Origin of the sequence: Paraburkholderia sp. BL17N1, assembly GCF_003634175.1 — a bacterium.
In the GTDB taxonomy this organism is placed as follows: domain Bacteria; phylum Pseudomonadota; class Gammaproteobacteria; order Burkholderiales; family Burkholderiaceae; genus Paraburkholderia.
On sequence record NZ_RBIW01000002.1, the window covers coordinates 270,644 to 287,141 of the forward strand.

Annotated in this window: 19 protein-coding genes; 12 read left to right on the forward strand and 7 right to left on the reverse strand. The window is 63.3% G+C overall.

Features of this window, described 5'->3' with window-relative positions; genetic code table 11:
* Positions 1-60: 60 nt before the first annotated feature.
* Positions 61-1,194 (reverse strand): acyl-CoA dehydrogenase, encoded by a 1,134-nt coding sequence (locus B0G82_RS21055; RefSeq protein ID WP_106277598.1) that lies wholly within the window; start codon positions 1,192-1,194, stop codon positions 61-63.
* Between the two features lie 270 nt (positions 1,195-1,464).
* Between B0G82_RS21055 and B0G82_RS21060 the strand changes: the two genes are divergently transcribed.
* From B0G82_RS21060 to B0G82_RS21090, 7 genes are all read left to right on the forward strand, one after another.
* A complete protein-coding gene (locus B0G82_RS21060; RefSeq protein ID WP_121308916.1) occupies positions 1,465-2,502 on the forward strand; it encodes an AraC family transcriptional regulator in 1,038 nt (345 codons plus the stop codon).
* A gap of 84 nt (positions 2,503-2,586) precedes the next feature.
* Entirely contained in the window at positions 2,587-4,173 is a 1,587-nt protein-coding gene (locus B0G82_RS21065; protein WP_121308917.1) for a nodulation protein NfeD, read from the forward strand.
* Positions 4,170-4,943 carry a slipin family protein gene (locus B0G82_RS21070; protein WP_106277592.1) on the forward strand — a complete coding sequence of 258 codons (774 nt, stop codon included), beginning with the start codon at positions 4,170-4,172 and terminating at the stop codon, positions 4,941-4,943. Before B0G82_RS21065 ends, B0G82_RS21070 begins: the two co-directional genes overlap by 4 nt.
* Before the next feature lie 129 nt (positions 4,944-5,072).
* Positions 5,073-5,330 (forward strand): DUF4148 domain-containing protein, encoded by a 258-nt coding sequence (locus B0G82_RS21075; RefSeq protein WP_106277590.1) that lies wholly within the window; start codon positions 5,073-5,075, stop codon positions 5,328-5,330.
* A 192-nt stretch (positions 5,331-5,522) separates the two neighbouring features.
* Complete coding sequence (locus tag B0G82_RS21080) at positions 5,523-6,026, forward strand: YaiI/YqxD family protein (protein ID WP_116145307.1); 504 nt, start codon at positions 5,523-5,525, stop codon at positions 6,024-6,026.
* 155 nt (positions 6,027-6,181) lie between these two features.
* Entirely contained in the window at positions 6,182-7,483 is a 1,302-nt protein-coding gene (locus tag B0G82_RS21085) for an NCS2 family permease (protein WP_121308918.1), read from the forward strand.
* Between the two features lie 137 nt (positions 7,484-7,620).
* Positions 7,621-8,151, forward strand: coding sequence for a cytochrome b (locus B0G82_RS21090; RefSeq protein ID WP_116120668.1), 531 nt, complete (start codon positions 7,621-7,623; stop codon positions 8,149-8,151).
* Positions 8,152-8,309: 158 nt separating this feature from the next.
* Here the strand turns inward: B0G82_RS21090 and B0G82_RS21095 are convergent, their stop codons facing one another.
* Positions 8,310-8,600: a DUF1488 domain-containing protein gene (locus B0G82_RS21095; protein ID WP_012427513.1), complete on the reverse strand. Its 291-nt coding sequence runs from the start codon at positions 8,598-8,600 to the stop codon at positions 8,310-8,312.
* 398 nt (positions 8,601-8,998) lie between these two features.
* On the opposite strand from B0G82_RS21095, the gene B0G82_RS21100 reads away from it, so the two are divergent.
* Together B0G82_RS21100 and B0G82_RS21105 are read left to right on the forward strand one after the other, a co-directional pair.
* Positions 8,999-10,990 (forward strand): sigma-54-dependent Fis family transcriptional regulator, encoded by a 1,992-nt coding sequence (locus B0G82_RS21100; protein ID WP_121308919.1) that lies wholly within the window; start codon positions 8,999-9,001, stop codon positions 10,988-10,990.
* Between the two features lie 72 nt (positions 10,991-11,062).
* The gene (locus tag B0G82_RS21105) at positions 11,063-11,362 is read left to right on the forward strand and encodes a 2Fe-2S iron-sulfur cluster-binding protein (RefSeq protein ID WP_121308920.1); all 300 of its coding nucleotides are present in this window, start codon (positions 11,063-11,065) and stop codon (positions 11,360-11,362) included.
* Between the two features lie 22 nt (positions 11,363-11,384).
* Here B0G82_RS21105 and B0G82_RS21110 read toward each other — a convergent pair whose 3' ends face one another.
* The 4 genes from B0G82_RS21110 to B0G82_RS21125 all read right to left on the reverse strand — a co-directional run bounded on the left by B0G82_RS21110 (position 11,385) and on the right by B0G82_RS21125 (position 13,801).
* Positions 11,385-12,569 (reverse strand): acyltransferase, encoded by a 1,185-nt coding sequence (locus B0G82_RS21110; RefSeq protein ID WP_121308921.1) that lies wholly within the window; start codon positions 12,567-12,569, stop codon positions 11,385-11,387.
* A gap of 116 nt (positions 12,570-12,685) precedes the next feature.
* Positions 12,686-12,880 carry a YqaE/Pmp3 family membrane protein gene (locus B0G82_RS21115; protein ID WP_106277577.1) on the reverse strand — a complete coding sequence of 65 codons (195 nt, stop codon included), beginning with the start codon at positions 12,878-12,880 and terminating at the stop codon, positions 12,686-12,688.
* A 25-nt stretch (positions 12,881-12,905) separates the two neighbouring features.
* Positions 12,906-13,100: a DUF1653 domain-containing protein gene (locus tag B0G82_RS21120; protein ID WP_121308922.1), complete on the reverse strand. Its 195-nt coding sequence runs from the start codon at positions 13,098-13,100 to the stop codon at positions 12,906-12,908.
* A 56-nt stretch (positions 13,101-13,156) separates the two neighbouring features.
* Positions 13,157-13,801 (reverse strand): PAS domain-containing protein, encoded by a 645-nt coding sequence (locus B0G82_RS21125; protein WP_106277573.1) that lies wholly within the window; start codon positions 13,799-13,801, stop codon positions 13,157-13,159.
* A gap of 193 nt (positions 13,802-13,994) precedes the next feature.
* Here B0G82_RS21125 and B0G82_RS21130 point away from each other — a divergent pair, with 193 nt between their 5' ends.
* The 3 genes from B0G82_RS21130 to infA all read left to right on the forward strand — a co-directional run bounded on the left by B0G82_RS21130 (position 13,995) and on the right by infA (position 15,467).
* Complete coding sequence (locus tag B0G82_RS21130) at positions 13,995-14,213, forward strand: hypothetical protein (RefSeq protein WP_106277571.1); 219 nt, start codon at positions 13,995-13,997, stop codon at positions 14,211-14,213.
* Positions 14,214-14,781: 568 nt separating this feature from the next.
* A complete protein-coding gene (locus tag B0G82_RS21135; protein WP_106277569.1) occupies positions 14,782-15,063 on the forward strand; it encodes a hypothetical protein in 282 nt (93 codons plus the stop codon).
* A 131-nt stretch (positions 15,064-15,194) separates the two neighbouring features.
* Positions 15,195-15,467 (forward strand): translation initiation factor IF-1, encoded by a 273-nt coding sequence (gene infA / locus B0G82_RS21140; protein ID WP_012427521.1) that lies wholly within the window; start codon positions 15,195-15,197, stop codon positions 15,465-15,467.
* Positions 15,468-15,707: 240 nt separating this feature from the next.
* Here the strand turns inward: infA and B0G82_RS21145 are convergent, their stop codons facing one another.
* Positions 15,708-16,451, reverse strand: coding sequence for a GntR family transcriptional regulator (locus B0G82_RS21145; RefSeq protein ID WP_241974773.1), 744 nt, complete (start codon positions 16,449-16,451; stop codon positions 15,708-15,710).
* Between the last annotated feature and the right edge of the window lie 47 nt (positions 16,452-16,498).

Here is a 16,498-nt window from a genome sequence, read left to right on the forward strand (position 1 = left end):
TGCACTGCTTTCTATCCGGCGGCCAGGCTATTTTGCGCTCGAATGCCGCTTCGTTTGCATTTACACATGCCGCGCGATCAGCATGCGTTGCACCTCGCTGGTCCCTTCGTAAATCTGCGTGATGCGCGCATCGCGATAGTGGCGCTCCACCGCGTAGTCCTCCAGATAACCATAGCCGCCATGAATCTGGATCGCGTTCGAGCAGATCTCCTCGGCCAGTTCCGACGCGAACAGCTTGGCCTGCGAAGCCTCCGACAAGCACGGCTTACCCGCCGTGCGCAGCCGCGCCGCGTGATGCACGAGCAGCCGCGCGGCATTCAAACGCGTGGCCATATCGGCGAGCATATTGGCGATGGTCTGATGCTCCTTCAATGCTTTGCCGAACTGGATGCGTTCGTTTGCATAGAGACGCGCGGCATCGAACGCGGCGCGCGCGATCCCGATTGCCTGCGCCGCAATGCCGATGCGCCCGCCTTCGAGATTCGACAGCGCGATGCGCAGGCCCTCGCCCGGTTCGCCGAGCAGATTGGCTTGCGGCACGGCGCAGTCGTCGAGCGAAATCGGACAGGTGTCCGAAGCGCGAATGCCGAGCTTGTGCTCCGGCTTGCCGACATTGAAGCCCGGCGTATCGGTCGGCACGATGAAGGCCGACAGGCCGCGCTTGCCACGGTCGGGATCGGTGACGGCGAACACGATCGCGAGGTCGGCGCGCGAGCCGTTGGTCACGAACTGCTTGCTGCCGTTGAGAATCCACTTGCCGTCGCGCAGCACGGCGCGGCTGCGCAGATTGTTCGCCTCGGAACCGGCCTGCGGTTCGGTCAGGCAGAACGCGCCGATCCGGCGACCGGTCGCGAGGTCCTGCAAGTAGCGGTCTTTTTGCGCGTCGGTGCCGAAGTTGAGGATCGGCCCGCAGCCGACCGAGTTATGCACGCTCATCAGCGTGGCGCAGGCGGCGCAGCCCGCGGCGATCTCTTCGAGTGCAAGCGCATAGGCCACGTAGTCCGTGTAGGAGCCGCCCCATTCGGCCGGCACGATCATGCCGAGAAAGCCGAGTTCGCCCATCTGCCTGACGACCTCGGCGGGCAGTTGCGCGTCACGATCCCATTGGCCGGCGTGCGGTGCGAGCTGTTCGGTGGCGAAGTCGCGAGCGGCGTCGCGGATCATCCGTTGTTCGTCGGTGTAGAAGCTGTCCATGGCGCTCGGTCCTGTGCTGTGCGTTTGATCGCGGCGGGTTCGCCGCCTCACGTTCGTGTCTGTGAGGCCAAGCGAAGCGCGATCGATTGAGGCCCAGTGTAGGCAAGCCGACGGGCAGGTTCGATGCTCAGCCCGATCAATCTGACTGAGCGCATTTGCCATGCTGGTACGATATCAATCCACATACGCCCATGATTTCAGGCACTTGGCGAATCGCCATCAGGAAACCACTGAGCGCTTTTGCCAGCTTCGCCGTCAAACCGGACATGCATGAAAAACGATAAAGGGACGATTTCCGTCAGCATGGTCGAGGAAGCGCTCGCGCTGGCGCGCTCGCGCGGCCTCGACGCGCTGCCGCTTGCCGAAGCCGCCGGCATCGCCGCGCCAATGCTGGCGTCGCCGAAAAGCCGCGTGTCGTCGGCGCAATACGGCGCACTGTGGGCCGCGATTGCCCGCGCGCTGGACGACGAGTTCTTCGGTCAGGACTCGCATCGCATGAAAAGCGGCAGCTTCATCGCCATGACGCAGACGGCGCTCACCGCGCGCAACGGCGGGCAGGCGCTCGTGCGCGCGGTCGGCTTCATGCGGCTGGTGCTGGACGACCTGGGCGTGCAGATCGAAACGGACGCGCAGCGCGTGCGCCTGCGCTTCGTGGAAAACGCCGGCGCGCCGCCGCCGGCCATGTTTGCTTATGCGACCTACTTCATCGTGGTGTACGGGCTGTTGTGCTGGCTGGTCGGGCGGCGCATTCCGCTGCTCGAGGCGCGCTTTCGCTGCGCCGAACCGTCCGCCGCGCACGAGTACCGGCTGATGTTCTGCGATCACATGAGCTTCGAGCAGGCCGAGTCGTACGTCGATCTCGCGCCGGCCTTTCTCGAGTTGCCGGTGATCCAGACGACCAAATCGGTCAAGCCCTTTCTGCGCGACGCGCCCGGCAGCTTCATCGTCAAGTATCGCAATCCCGGCTCGCTCGCCGCGCGCGTGCGCAAGATGCTGCGCGCCATGCCGATGGCCGGCTGGCCCGCGGCCGATCAGATGGCCGAACGCCTGCACGTCGCCGAGGCCACCATGCGCCGGCGTTTGAAGCAGGAAGGCTATACGTATCAGTCGATCAAGGACGACCTGCGGCGCGACATCGCGATTGGTGAACTGCAGGACACCGATCGCACCATCGCCGACATCGCGACCTCCGTCGGGTTTGCCGAACCGAGCGCGTTTCATCGCGCGTTTCGCAAGTGGACCGGCATGCGGCCGACCGACTACCGGCCGGCGCGCGCGGAGTTCACGCGCAAGGCGGAATCGGACTAAGCTGTAAGCAGCAGGCCAGCCTTCTTTTGGGGTATCGGCCCGCGCCGGCCGATACATGTCGGCAGGGCGCGGCAGCCGTCAGCGATGAGCACGTATCCACGTCTCCCGTTCCGGCAGTCCGGCTCGCGCATGTCGCTTATCCGTGGCGATATGGTGGGCCGGTTGATGCGCGGCATGACCGTGCTCGGCGCGCTTTTGGCGTTTGGGTTCGCGTCGTGCGAATCGGATGTGACGCTGCGCGCCGCCGTCGCCCCTAACAGCGTCGTCGTGATTCCCGTGAACGGCGCGATCAGTCCGGCGAGCGCCGACTTCATCGTGCGCAGCCTGCAGCGGGCAATTGACGATCACGCGCAACTCGCGGTGCTGCAACTGGATACGCCGGGCGGGCTCGACACGTCGATGCGGCAGATCATCAAGGCGATTCTCGGCTCGCCGGTGCCGGTCGCCACCTTCATCGCGCCGAGTGGCGCGCGCGCCGCGAGCGCCGGCACGTATATCGTCTACGCAAGCCATATCGCGGCGATGGCGCCGGGCACCAATCTCGGCGCGGCGACGCCGATCCAGATGGGCATCGGCGGCGCGGAGCCGCCGGGAGGCGGCGGAACGCCGGGCTTGCCGGGTGTTGGCGGTAATCCGGGCAGTGGTAACGCTGGCGATAGCGGCGTCGGCAACCCGACGAAACCTGCGGCGTCCGCGCCCACCGGCTCCGCCAGCGCCCTGCCGCTCGACACCCAATCGACCGAAATGCGCAAGCAGGTCCACGACGCCGCCGCCTATATCCGCGGCCTCGCGCAGATGCGCGGACGTAACGCCGACTGGGCCGAGCGCGCGGTTCGCGAAGCCGTCAGCCTGTCGGCGGCGGACGCGCTCGCGCAGCATGTCGTCGATCTGAATGCGCGCGACGTGCCCGACCTGCTGCGCCAGCTCGACGGCCGCATGCTCGTCACCAGCGCGGGCAACGTCAAACTCAACACGGCCAGCGCGCCGATCGTGACGCTCGAAGTCGACTGGCGCAGCCACTTCCTCGCCGTGATCACCGATCCCAACGTCGCGCTGATCCTGCTGATGATCGGCATGTACGGTCTGTTCTTCGAATTCGCCAATCCGGGCTTCGTACTGCCCGGTGTGGTCGGCGCGATCAGCCTGCTGCTCGGCCTCTTCGCCATGCAAATGATGCCCATCAACTACGTCGGCCTCGGTCTGATCTTTCTTGGCACCGCTTTCCTGATCGGCGAGGCGTTTCTGCCGACCTTCGGCTCGCTTGGCTTCGGCGGCGTGGTCGCGTTCGTGATCGGCGCGCTGATGCTGATCGACACCGACGTGCCCGGCTACGGCATCCCGCTGCCGATGATCGCCGCCGTCACCGTGTTCAGCGTGGTGTTCGTGCTGGGCGTTTCGCGACTCGCGCTGCGTGCGCGGCGCCGTCCGGTGGTGACGGGTTCGGAAGCCATGATCGGCAGCGTCGGCGTGGTGCTCGACGGCGGCCTGTCGCCGGCGGACCTCACGGCGGACGGCGCGCTCGCCGGTTGGGCACAAGTGCATGGGGAACGCTGGCGGGTGTCCAGCACGGCCCCGGTCGCGGCGGGCCATGCGGTGCGCGTCACCGCGCGGCGCGGCCTGACGCTGACCGTGGTGCCCGCGGAAGCACGACAACAAGGAGAAAGCTCATGATCGGTTTCACATTCGGCTTTAGCAGCATTCTGATTCTGCTGGCGGCCGCGCTGGTTGCCTCATCGATACGGATTTTCCGGGAGTACGAACGCGGCGTCGTGTTCATGCTCGGGCGTTTCTGGAAGGTCAAGGGGCCGGGCCTCGTGCTGATCATTCCCATCGTGCAGCAGGCCGTGCGCATGGATCTGCGCACCGTCGTGTTCGACGTGCCGCCGCAAGACGTGATCACGCGCGACAACGTCTCGGTGAAGGTCAACGCCGTGGTGTATTTCCGCGTGGTGGATCCGGAGAAAGCGGTGATCCAGGTGGCGCGTTACTTCGAGGCGACCAGCCAGTTATCGCAGACGACCTTGCGTGCGGTGCTCGGCAAACACGAACTCGACGAATTGCTGGCGGACCGCGAGCAGCTCAATGCCGATATCCAGAAAGTGCTCGATGCCCAGACCGACGCGTGGGGCATCAAGGTGTCGATCGTGGAAATCAAGCACGTGGATATCAACGAAACGATGATCCGCGCGATTGCCCGTCAGGCCGAAGCCGAACGCGAGCGGCGCGCCAAGGTGATTCACGCGGAAGGCGAATTGCAGGCATCCCAACACCTGCTGGAAGCGGCGCAGACGTTGTCGCGCCAGCCCCAGGCGATGCAGTTGCGCTACCTGCAAACCCTCACGACGATCGCCGCCGACAAGAACTCGACGATCGTCTTCCCGCTGCCGATCGACCTGCTGAGCGCTGTCCTGGATCGTTTCAGCAAGCCGTCGGCGCCGTGAACCACAGAATCATTGAGCCCGGTTTGATTCACTGGGCGAAATGGTGCATTGCCTTCAATCGCCTTACTTGAAATGCATACCAAAACTAAAATGCCGGGGTCGTTTTTAACCGCTCCAGAGGAGCTCGTCATGAAAATTGTTTCTCTAGCTGGATTCGGCGCGCTGTTGGCCGCCGTGAGTATGAGTACCGCGTTTGCGCAGTCGGCGCGGCCTTACGATCCGTCGGCGCCGAAAACGCGCGCCCAGGTGAAGGCCGATCTGACCGAATGGCGTGCCGCCGGCTACGATCCGCTCGACTGGATCAACTATCCGGAGAATGCGCAGCGCGCGGGCCGCATCGTCGCGGCGCGCCGGGCGCAGGAATCGGGCGGGACGATGACGCAGTAACGCGAGCCACCGCGCGGCGTGCGGCGCTGCCTGCGACTGCAACGGTCGCGGGCGTGGTTCGGCCCGCATGCCTTTCCGGCTTTCACCGCCTTACCCTTTTCCGCAACATCGTCAATTAGCTTGCCGCGCCACCCCGTGCGCTGGCAAGGTATCATCTCGCCCCTTCGACAACCCGCTGCCGGAATCCGAACCATGTCAATCTGGGTTGATGCCGACGCCTGCCCCGTCGTGATCAAGGACATGCTGTACCGTGCCGCACGCCGCACCAACACGTCGCTGACGCTGGTCGCCAATTCGTTTCTGCGCGTGCCGTCTTCGCCGCTGATCCGCGCGATCCAGGTGCCGGCCGGCTTCGACGCCGCCGACGACCTCATCGCCGAACGCGTCGCCGCGGGCGATCTCGTGATTACCGCCGACATCCCGCTTGCCGCCGCGGTACTGGCCAAAAACGCGCAGGCGCTCGATCCGCGCGGCAACTGGTACACGCCCGGCACGATCGAAGAACGGCTGCGCATGCGCTCGATGCTCGACCAGCTGCGCAGCAGCGGCGTCGATACGGGCGGCCCTTCGGCCTTCAGCCAGCGCGACAGCAAAAGCTTCGCGGGCGAACTGGACCGCTGGCTGGCGCGCCAACGACCGCAGCCTGAGCCTGATGCATCGGCGCCACAATCTGCCGACGAACCACCCGTCGAATGAGCTTTTACACGGCCGCCAGGTCACACAATGCGGCACGCCGCCGCCGATCCTGACTACAATCCGGCCGTGGTCATAGCGCCCGTCACTCCGGCGAAATGGCGCCTTCGCCGCCCCAATCACAACAAACGCTTTCTGAACGACGAGAGACCCGCCTCATGGACTCCATACAACGCTACTTCGGCTTCGAAGCCGCCGGCACCAACCTGCGCACCGAAGTGCTCGCCGGACTGACCACCTTCCTGACGATGGCCTACATCATCTTCGTCAACCCGGCGATTCTCGGCGACGCCGGCATGCCGAAAGACGCGGTGTTCGTCGCGACCTGCATCGTGGCCGCGCTCGCTTCGCTGATCATGGGTCTCTATGCGAACTATCCGATCGCGCTCGCGCCGGGCATGGGGCTGAACGCGTACTTCGCGTATACCGTCGTGAAAGGCATGGGGTTCACCTGGCAGGCCGCGCTCGGCGCGGTGTTCATTTCCGGCTGCCTGTTCCTGATCGTCACGCTGTTCCGCGTGCGTGAAGTGATCGTCAACGGCATTCCGCATTCGATACGCATTGCCATCACCGGCGGTATCGGCCTCTTTCTCGCGATCATTTCGCTGAAGTCGGCCGGCGTGGTGGTGGGTAACCCCGCCACGCTCGTGACGCTCGGCGACCTGCACAATCCGCACGTGATTCTGGCGGTGATCGGCTTCTTCGCGATCGTCACGCTGGACCATCTGCGAGTACGCGGCTCGATCCTGATCGGCATCGTCGGCGTGACGGTGCTGAGCTTCTTCTTCGGCGGCAATCAGTTTCACGGCATCGTCTCGGCGCCGCCGTCCATTTCGCCGACGCTGTTCCAGCTCGACATCCGCGCCGCGCTGTCGGGCGGTGTGCTCAACGTGATCCTGGTGTTCTTCCTCGTCGAACTGTTCGATGCGACCGGCACGCTGATGGGCGTGGCCAATCGCGCCGGGCTGCTGGTGGAAGGCAAGATGCATCGGCTGAACCGCGCGCTGCTTGCCGACAGCACCGCCATTCTGGCCGGCTCGATGCTGGGCACATCGTCGACCACGGCGTACATCGAAAGCGCGTCGGGTGTGCAAGCCGGCGGCCGCACGGGCGTGACGGCCATCACCGTGGCCGTGCTGTTCCTCGCGGCGCTGTTTTTTGCGCCGCTGGCGGGCGTGGTGCCCGGTTATGCGACCGCGCCGGCGCTGCTTTACGTGTCGTGCCTGATGCTGCGCGAAATGCTCGACCTGCCGTGGGACGACGCCACCGAAGTCGTGCCGGCCGCGCTCACCGCCCTGCTGATGCCCTTCACCTATTCGATCGCCAATGGCGTCGCATTCGGCTTCATTTCGTATGCGGGCCTGAAACTGTTGACCGGCCAGGCGCGCAAAGTGAAGCTGGTGGTATGGATCATCGCGGCGATTTTCCTGTTCCGGTATTTCTATCTCGGCAGCGAGTAGGCGCGGCGCGGACGCTCGTGGGCCAAACCCGGGTCTGGATCAACGACGGTTTTATTGACGGTGCCCGTTCCGGTCGGGCACCGTTTATCATCCGATGATTCATAAAAACGTTCGACCTGGACACGGGAGTTCCCTACATGTCTTACAGCCGCACCTCGGACCGCTATACGGCGCCCGCTATTTTCTTCCACTGGGCGATGTTTCTGCTGATCGCACTGGCTTACCTGGCGATCGAGATTCGCGGGCCCAAGGGTAGCGACAGCCGCGCGCTCTGGAGCAGCGTGCATTTCTGGTGCGGCACGCTGGTGCTCGGGCTGGCCTGTTTGCGTCTCGTATGGCGACTGTGGGCAGGGGCGCCCGCTGAGGTGGACAGCAACCGGCTGCTGGCGTTTCTCGCGCGGGCAGCGCATCTCGCTCTGTACATTTTCATCTTCGCGCAGCCGCTGCTCGGCATCCTGATGATCAACACCGGCGGACATCCGGTCACGCTGGCGTGGGTCAACATCGACTACACGCTGGTCGGCGCGGATCCTGTCGCGCGTCCGTTGCTCAAGACGGCGCACGAGTGGCTCGGCAATGCGTTTTATTGGGTGATCGGCTTGCACGCGCTGGCGGCAATCGCGCATCACGTGGTGCTCAAGGATCGGACGCTGCGGCGGATGATTTGAGCGCGAGCGCGCTCACATTCGCATTCGCACACGAGCGGCATGGCTAGCCGCGGACAGTTTGAATGTTCGATGCCGCGCGTGAGTTTCCTGGACATCTGCTTCTTGCGCGGCTGTCCTGCTTGCAGCGTCGGCCGACCAGAGGTCGGAAACGCCCTCAGTCAATTACGCCAGTTGGCTTCGTAGAAGCGCACGTAGCCGCTTCTCAGCACGAGACATTGCGCTCTCGTTTCCGAGATCAGACGCCGCGTGGCCGCTTCGATCCGGGCGCGATGCGTGTCGAATGCGCCGACCATGTCCTCCAGACGCGGCGATGCGGCGCCGTAGTGGTCTTCCAGTGCCTCCGCCGTGATCATGCATTCCACCCTCTGCCCATCGACCATCGCCGGGAACGCCAAGGTGAGTTCGCGACCTGAATATTCAGGAGTTTCATTGGGGAATAGGATCTGCATGGGTGTTCACCTGGAAGGTAGGTGCTGCGCGTGGTGTAGCCTGGTAGTGCGCACGCCGGTTGCGTCTGATCGCGTCGCTAGCGCCAACCTCCTTGTCCAATGCTGACGACGCGGGCTCGTCACCTGATTGCGGCGCGGAATAGTTCGCGGCCTGCGGAGGTGATTTGATTCACTTTAGACGAGTTCGGCCACGGCGCAAGTTTTCCTTTCCGTTTGCCTGATTTTGGTGCTGTACGCGTTTTTTTGAGGCATGGCGCCGCTAGCGTTTCCGTTTTTTCGCTGCCGCGCGCGGCGCGTTTCGTCCTGTAATATCGGTGTTCGGCCGCGAGCGCGCATGTTGCGCTGCGGCATAGAGCGAGGGCAACGTACCCGCCGCATCCGTTCACCGGAGACATGCCTTGACCCAACGTTCCGCCACGCCGCCCGCTATCGGCCGGCCCGATGTCCTCGCGCAAGCTCACGCCCGCTCGCTCGAAATCGGCCTGCGCGCGTCGGAGACACCGGACTTTCATCCGCTGCCGCGGCCGGCGCTGCGTGAGCTCGTCGAGCGCAATCAATCGCTGTTTACGCATGCGCTTCCCGTCATGGAAACGCTGCACGCGCAGATCGTCGATACGCAAAGCATGGTGCTGCTCACCGACAATCACGGCGTGATCCTGCACAGTCTCGGCGACAGCGACTTCGTCGAGAAAGCCAATCGCGTCGCGCTGTGTCCGGGCGTGTCGTGGGCCGAAGCGGATCGCGGCACCAATGCGATCGGCACCGCGCTCGTCGACGGACAGCCAACCGTCGTGCACGCGGGCGAACATTTTCTGCACGCCAACCGGATTCTCACCTGTTCGTGCGCGCCGATCGCCGATCCGTTCGGGCGCACCATCGGCGCGCTCGACGTGAGCGGCGACACGCGCGGTTTTCACAAGCACACGCTCGCGCTCGTGAGGATGTCGGCGCAGATGATCGAAAATCATCTGTTCTCCAATCAATTCGTCGACGCGATCCGCGTGCACTTTCACGCGCGCGCGGAATTCATCGGCACGCTGTTCGAAGGGCTCGCGGCGTTCGCGCCGGACGGCACGTTTCTATCGGCCAATCGCAGTGCGCTGTTTCAATTCGGGCAACCGCTCGCCGAACTGCAACGGCAACCGTTCGATGCGCTGTTCGGCGTGGCCCTCTCGAGGCTGTTGCAGCAGATCGCGCGTGCGCCTGGTGAGAACATTCTGTTGACGCTGCCAAGCGGCGTGCGCGTGGTCGCGCGCGGCGAATATACGCTGACGCGCTATGTCGCGCCCTCGGAAAGTTTCGCCGGCACATCACGTGCGCCGTTATCCGGCGACGCGCGTCATGCGCCCCGCTGCGTCGATCCCGCGCCGCTGGCCACGCTCGAAACGCTCGACACCGGCGACGCGCAAGTCGCCGCGATTCTGCGGCGCGTTGCCAAACTGCGTGGCCGCGATATTCCGATTCTCGTGCTCGGCAAGACCGGCACCGGCAAGGAATGGCTCGCGCGCGCCATCCATCACGATTCACCGCGCCGGGCCGCGCCCTTTGTCGCGCTGAATTGCGCGTCGTTGCCGGACACGCTGATCGAGGCGGAGTTATTCGGCTACGAAGACGGCGCGTTCACCGGCGCGAAGAAACGCGGCAGCGTCGGCAAGATCGTGCAGGCCGACGGCGGCACGCTATTCCTCGACGAGATCGGCGACATGCCGCTCGCCCAGCAAGTGCGTCTGATGCGCGTGCTGCAGGAGCGCAACGTCGTGCCGCTCGGCGGGACGCGGGCGATTCCGGTAGATTTGCGCATTATCTGCGCAACGCACCGCAACCTGCGCGAGATGATCGAAGCGGGCACGTTCCGCGAAGACCTGTACTACCGGATCAATGGGCTCGTCCTGACCTTGCCGGCGCTGCGCGAACGCACCGATCTTCACGCGCTCGTCGCGCGCATGCTGGAGTTGCAGCCCGACGGCGAACGCTTGCCACGGCGCGTGTCCGCCGAAGTACTCGAACGATTCGCGCAATGCCGCTGGCCGGGCAATCTGCGGCAACTGGCCAACGTGCTGCGCACCGCGAGCATCATGGCCGAAGGCGCGGATCAGATCGAACTCGATGATTTACCCGAGGACTTCTTGCAGGATTGCATCGACACCGTGGCTGAGCCGCGCGCGGACTCGTCGGCGGCGCGCGCGGGTTCCGAGTTCCGCGATGAGGTCCGCGCAGCCGCGCAAACCCAAGGGCAGCCGGCGACCAGCAAGATGGAGGCATGGCAGGCCACGCTGATCGCGCAAACGCTCGAACGGCTCGACGGCAACGTGTCGGCGGCGGCGCGCGAACTGGGCCTCGCGCGCAATACGGTGTACCGGTATTTGCGGCGCAACGGTTCGACTCATTGAAGACGCGGCTGGAAAAAGGCAACTGAAGCGGCAACGTGTAAAGTGTGGCGCACTCCGTCACAGACTCACACGATGTCCGACTCCACCCGCCCGCCCCTTGTCCGCGTCGAGCCGCTCGGCTGCAGCTTCGAAGCACCCGATTCGCTGACGATTCTCGAAGCCGCCGGCTTTGCGAATCTGCGTTTGCCGCGCTCGTGCCGGAATGGGACGTGCCGGACGTGCATCTGCCGTCTGGTCAGCGGCACGGTCTCTTACACGATCGAATGGCCCGGACTGAGCAGGGAAGAGAAGGCGGAAGGTTTTATCCTGCCTTGTGTCGCGGTCGCCGAGACCGATCTGGTTATCGATGTGCCGGACGCCTCAGAAGCTTAAGCGCACTACGCCGATTCCAAAGTTATCCCGAATCGCGTGTGCTTCCGCTATCCGCAATGGAGTGCTGGCGACGATCTGCAAGTGGTTTCTGGTCGCCCGTGCCTTCAATGCTTTGAGGCAGCAATTTGCGGTAGTCCGACACCGATCCAAATTCAATATACCTGTACGAAAACCACGCAATCAGATAGGTAAGGCTCAAATACGCAACGTACGTGGAAACCGAAAAAGCCGAAGATCGGAAGTGAGAAATAATAGGCGCATGCCACAGATAAATGCTGTAGCACATCAGCCCTGACATTTGCAGGGGCCAGATGCTCACCATGCGCACGACCGGTTTGCAGCCGACGACCAGCGCATTGACCGTCAACAGCAAGCCGGCGTCGAACGGTATGTTGAAGAGCGCTGCAAGTGGTTCCGCGAAGGTTCCGCGATACCACAGGGACCACAGCACAGCCGACGCTGCGAGAAGAGCGACGCCGCACACGAGTTGAAGCGGCGGCCGCCAAAGCATCAGGCGCCGCGAGAACAACCATGCGCCCAACATGCCGAGAGCAAATTCATCAAGCCTGCCAAACAACGAATCAGAAATGAAATTCAGAACTCGTCGCGGATTAGTCGGCACGATGAGTTGGCCTGCAAAACGGACACACAGCGCCGTGATAAGCGCGATTACCAGTACTTTTCGCCAGCCGAATCGGCCGATCGCGATAACCACGGCTGGAAACAACAGTGAAAACCAAAGTTCAACTCCGAGCGACCAAAGCGCCCAGTTGATCGAAGGAAAAAACGTCTCCCTGCTAAATACAAATGTCGCCAATGCGTACTGAACGAGCGCCCGGTATAACGACGAATCGTCGAGCTGATATTGCGTTGTAAATAACAACAGGATCAATGCCGAGGTGTAATACACCGGCAACAACCGGCGCGCTCGATGACCGTAGAAGCCGATCAGCGATCGACGTCCCGCAAACGAGCGCTGGCCCGTTGCATACGGAAGGTACAGAACGAAACCTGACAGAAAGAAAAAAAGGTTCACCCCAAGCCAGCCACTGGATCCGAGCACGGTCAAAGGGGTGAGAGTGACGGATCCAGCCGCGTTGAAAAATGCCGAAAACGAGTGGTGGTAGACCACCGCAATGATCGCCATTCCGCGCAGCCCGTTTAGAACGGGAATTCGTCTCATTTGCTTGCCGAGGGTAGATAACATCTTAACAGCAGATTCCTGGCGCGTACTGAACGTAAGATTCCAGGCGGGCTCAGCCCACCTCGGTTGCCGCTAGCCGCCTGTCCTTCCGTAAGCGCTCACGCCGCTCAGCGCCAGCCTCAACGCCCATTCCCCATCGCCCGCTCAATTTTCCTGTCGGTGTTGTACTGGCTGAGCGCATACACCGACCAGATCGCGGCCGGAATCCAGCCGATCAACGTGATTTGCAGGATCAGGCAGATGATGCCCGCAAACGGGCGGCCGATCGTAAAGAACTGGAACCACGGCAGAATGATGGCAAGCAGTAGTCGCATGCGGATTTCCCGTTGTTGATACTGACTAGTCGATCGGCGCGAAGCGCGGCGCCATGGCGCCGTCCACTTCGATCATTTCGAAAAATACCGGAGCCGGACGCGTCCAGATCGTACCATTGCTCGCTTTGTAGACGATCATCGTGACCGTCGGATCCGACTCGAGCGTGGCCTCGCAAACCAGTTCGTAAATCCCGCCTTTGTAATGCCGGTACCGCACCATTCTGTTCTCCCTGAATTGACCCACCTCGACCGTTAAGCACGGCAACGGCCGAACCGTCAGCCGCTCTCTTTCATCTGCTTGAGAATCTTGTAGACCGTGGCGCGCCCCATCGTCAGCACGGCGGCCACGTAGTTCGCGGAACTGCGGCCGCGAAATGCGCCCTGTGCGTGCAGCGCCTCGACAATTTCCCGCTTATGCTCGCGCGTGAGCGCATTGATGCCGATCTGCCGCTCGCGCAGCCACGTGTGCAGATACGTGTTGATGCGGTCCTGCCAGTCGTCGCGGAACAGTTCCTCCGTGGGCGCGTCCGTCAGATTGCCGCCTTTGATGAACAGATCGAGCGTGGAGCGCACATCTTCGAACACGGCGATATTGAAGTTGATGCACAGCATGCCGGCCGGCTTGCCGTCGTCGTCGAACAGGATGTTGCTCACGCAGCGCATGCGCCGGCCGTCCCAGTTGAGCTTTTCGTACGGGCCGATGGTCTGGCCGCGCGCCGCGTAATGGACTTCGTCCAGCACCGACGGCCCGCCGACTTCGAGCTTCGACAGGTTGTTCACGAGATAGGCGATAGTCTGGTCGCGCAGGTCGTGAATCACCACTTCGGCACACGGGTAGAAAAGCGCCGCGATGCCGTCGGCGATGGGAGCGTAGCGCTCGAGCAGCAGGTCTTTCACGGGAGACACGTTTGGGTTGCGCATGGGCAGTCGCAATGTTCGAAGGATGCGGCAACTCGCCATTGTAGCCACCCGGCCCGAGCCCGGCGACCATGGCGCCGGCACGCCTGCAAAAAAAACGAACGCTGATGCGCTTCTTCACGTGGCGAATTTTGTCCGCTTGGCGAGCGATTTTTTTTCGTGCGATAAAAGACCTATCTATTTCACGGAGCAACTGATGGCCACGCTTGAAGCGTTTCGCGCCGTGCTGGATGACGAAGGCACGCCGGAAATCATCCGCAATCACATCATTGATTCGCTGCAGTACACGCTGCGCAATCATGGACAGATCTTCACGTCGAAGGAAGTCGAATGGCTGGCCGGCTGGGACGACGCCCGCATTCCGCTGGCGGCGTCGCGCGAGCTGCAGAAGCGTGTCGCCGAAACTTCCCGCTGACGCACGAGTCTGTTGATCGTCCCGTGCCCGCGCCGTGACGGCGCAACCTTCACCCGGCGTGCCGCGCATACCCCGGCATGTCGGCTTCGCCCGGCGGGCCGCCCTCGAAGCCCCGCCCGCCGGGCGGTTTGCCCCTGCCTGGAACTTTTTGCTATCCAATTAGCCCCATTTAGTGCATCATATTGGAATAGCTGTGCCCCGCATTCGCATTAGCAGGCAACATCAGGCAACTCCGGATAGTCTCGAACCGGCGTCTGCGCACCACCCCCGACTGTTCGACCGCCGCCCGCCGGCGATCCCGTCACTCCGGCAATGCGTCGCAAGCATTCGCCGTCGCGAGTCGTGCAGCTGAGTGTTCAGCTTTACGCGTCCGGTGTCTGCGCGACATCAGCGTGTTTCTTCTCCATCGAACCCGCGATTTTTGCGCGGTCGCGCTCAAGCCCTTGCCATCGGGCCTGTGCCAACCTTTTTCCATGGCGGCGCGCCCCAAGGTGCAGCGCTGCCCGGCCTGTCGTGCCGCGCGTAACACGCGTGACACGTCGGCCACGTATTACAGGACACGTGTTTCATGAATTCAGTTGTCAAGACGTACAAGGGTTACGAAATTCACCCGCTCGTCTATCCGCGCCGCCCGGCGGACGGTCAGGCGAGCCGCAATCCGGACGCCGGCTACGACGCGTCGGTGCGCATCTGCCGCGTGGGCGCCAATGCGGCGGCCGACGGGCGTGTGTTCCGTCTGCAGTACCTGTTTCCGTTCGACGGCACGGGCAAGGCGCGCATTGCGTGCATGGCCCACGCTGAACAATTGATCGACGGCCGTGTAGACGGCCAGTCCGTCGCCGATCTTTGAGCGGTACTATCGGCACATAGGCCGATACCGCAGTACGGCGGGCTCGAAAAGCCCGCTTTTGCCCCCATCTGATGTTGTGCTGCCCGGCGTGGGCGACCAACACCCCTTATCCCATCGACCAGGAGTTATGCATGGCGAAAGAAGAACTGCTTGAACTTGACGGTATCGTCGACGAAGTACTTCCGGACAGCCGTTACCGCGTGACGCTCGACAACGGCGTCGTGGTAGGCGCTTACGCGTCCGGACGCATGCGCAAGAACCACATCCGTATTCTCGCGGGCGACCGCGTGACGCTGGAACTGTCGGTCTACGATCTGACCAAAGGCCGGATCAATTTCCGTCACAAAGACGAGCGCGCCACCGGTGGCGGCGGTGCTCGCAACACGCAATTCCGTCGCCGTTAAGGCTGGCGGCACGCTGACCGCGCCCCGCACGGTCCTGGCGTGATCCATTGCGATTGAGTTGTACGCGAAGCCATTCGCGCGCCTTCTCCGGCTTGACTCGCTGATCCAATCACTCGAGCCTGAGCGGCGCGCTGCGGCATCGCTTTGTCGCAGCCGGGTTTTGCCCGGATTTCTCAAGCACTGGCGCTTTCCACTGCCAGCAGGCGCTTCGCAGCCGTCTCGCCTCCTCCATACGCACGCTTAAAGTCCGAACACCGCCCCGAGATCTTCTCCGGCGGCGCTTTTGCGCAGCTGCTCGATCACCCGCTCCTCCAGTTCCGCCAGATGTTCGCGCATCGCCGACAGGGCAACGCCGAGGTCGCCCGCGTCGAGTGCGTCGATGATTTGAGTGTGTTCATCCGCGGAGCAGGTCGAGCCCTTTGACGGGTCGAAGAGCGCTTTGTACAGCTCGGTCTTGGCGACCAGTTGCCCGACCAGCCCGAGCAATTCCGTGCCGCCGGCCAGCTCCGTCAGCAGCACATGAAACTGGCCAGCAAGGCGCACGGATTCCTCGACCGCGCCCGCTCTCATTGCCTTCTCCTCGCTGCGCACGTGCGCGCGCAGGCGCCGCTTGTGCGGCGCGCTCAAGGCGCCGCACAAAGCCGCGACGATGCCCGCCTCGACGATCTGCCGCGCGCGATACACCTGGCGAATGTCCTCTTCCGACGGCGACGGCACGAACGCCCCGCGATTCGCCTCCAGCACGAGCTTGCCCTCGAAGCCTAACCGCGCCAGCACCTTGCGCAGCGCGCCGCGCGTGCAGCCAAACGCGCCGGCGAGATCGCGTTCGACGAGTTGCGCGCCCGGCCGCAGGCGCCCTTGCAACAACGCCGCGGTGATGGACGCGTAAACGCGCTCTTCGACGCTGATCGCGTCGTCGTCGCGTGCGGCTTGAAGGGGCGTTTCGGTGTCGGCAGGCGACGAACGGCGGGGACGGGGAGCCATGAATTCAGTAGTCGGGAACGGAGCGATGTCGGCAGGCATTCTAGCTG

Bases quoted from the DNA above. Each gene is read 5' to 3' on its own strand.
- B0G82_RS21125 (WP_106277573.1), bottom strand. From the start codon at position 13,801: ATGCGCAACCCAAACGTGTCTCCCGTGAAAGACCTGCTGCTCGAGCGC.
- B0G82_RS21135 (WP_106277569.1), top strand. From the start codon at position 14,782: ATGAATTCAGTTGTCAAGACGTACAAGGGTTACGAAATTCACCCGCTC.
- B0G82_RS21055 (WP_106277598.1), bottom strand. From the start codon at position 1,194: ATGGACAGCTTCTACACCGACGAACAACGGATGATCCGCGACGCCGCT.
- B0G82_RS21085 (WP_121308918.1), top strand. From the start codon at position 6,182: ATGGACTCCATACAACGCTACTTCGGCTTCGAAGCCGCCGGCACCAAC.
- B0G82_RS21110 (WP_121308921.1), bottom strand. From the start codon at position 12,569: ATGTTATCTACCCTCGGCAAGCAAATGAGACGAATTCCCGTTCTAAAC.
- B0G82_RS21115 (WP_106277577.1), bottom strand. From the start codon at position 12,880: ATGCGACTACTGCTTGCCATCATTCTGCCGTGGTTCCAGTTCTTTACG.
- B0G82_RS21075 (WP_106277590.1), top strand. From the start codon at position 5,073: ATGAAAATTGTTTCTCTAGCTGGATTCGGCGCGCTGTTGGCCGCCGTG.
- B0G82_RS21080 (WP_116145307.1), top strand. From the start codon at position 5,523: ATGTCAATCTGGGTTGATGCCGACGCCTGCCCCGTCGTGATCAAGGAC.
- infA (WP_012427521.1), top strand. From the start codon at position 15,195: ATGGCGAAAGAAGAACTGCTTGAACTTGACGGTATCGTCGACGAAGTA.
- B0G82_RS21070 (WP_106277592.1), top strand. From the start codon at position 4,170: ATGATCGGTTTCACATTCGGCTTTAGCAGCATTCTGATTCTGCTGGCG.
- B0G82_RS21145 (WP_241974773.1), bottom strand. From the start codon at position 16,451: ATGGCTCCCCGTCCCCGCCGTTCGTCGCCTGCCGACACCGAAACGCCC.
- B0G82_RS21120 (WP_121308922.1), bottom strand. From the start codon at position 13,100: ATGGTGCGGTACCGGCATTACAAAGGCGGGATTTACGAACTGGTTTGC.
- B0G82_RS21105 (WP_121308920.1), top strand. From the start codon at position 11,063: ATGTCCGACTCCACCCGCCCGCCCCTTGTCCGCGTCGAGCCGCTCGGC.
- B0G82_RS21095 (WP_012427513.1), bottom strand. From the start codon at position 8,600: ATGCAGATCCTATTCCCCAATGAAACTCCTGAATATTCAGGTCGCGAA.
- B0G82_RS21065 (WP_121308917.1), top strand. From the start codon at position 2,587: ATGAGCACGTATCCACGTCTCCCGTTCCGGCAGTCCGGCTCGCGCATG.
- B0G82_RS21130 (WP_106277571.1), top strand. From the start codon at position 13,995: ATGGCCACGCTTGAAGCGTTTCGCGCCGTGCTGGATGACGAAGGCACG.
- B0G82_RS21090 (WP_116120668.1), top strand. From the start codon at position 7,621: ATGTCTTACAGCCGCACCTCGGACCGCTATACGGCGCCCGCTATTTTC.
- B0G82_RS21060 (WP_121308916.1), top strand. From the start codon at position 1,465: ATGAAAAACGATAAAGGGACGATTTCCGTCAGCATGGTCGAGGAAGCG.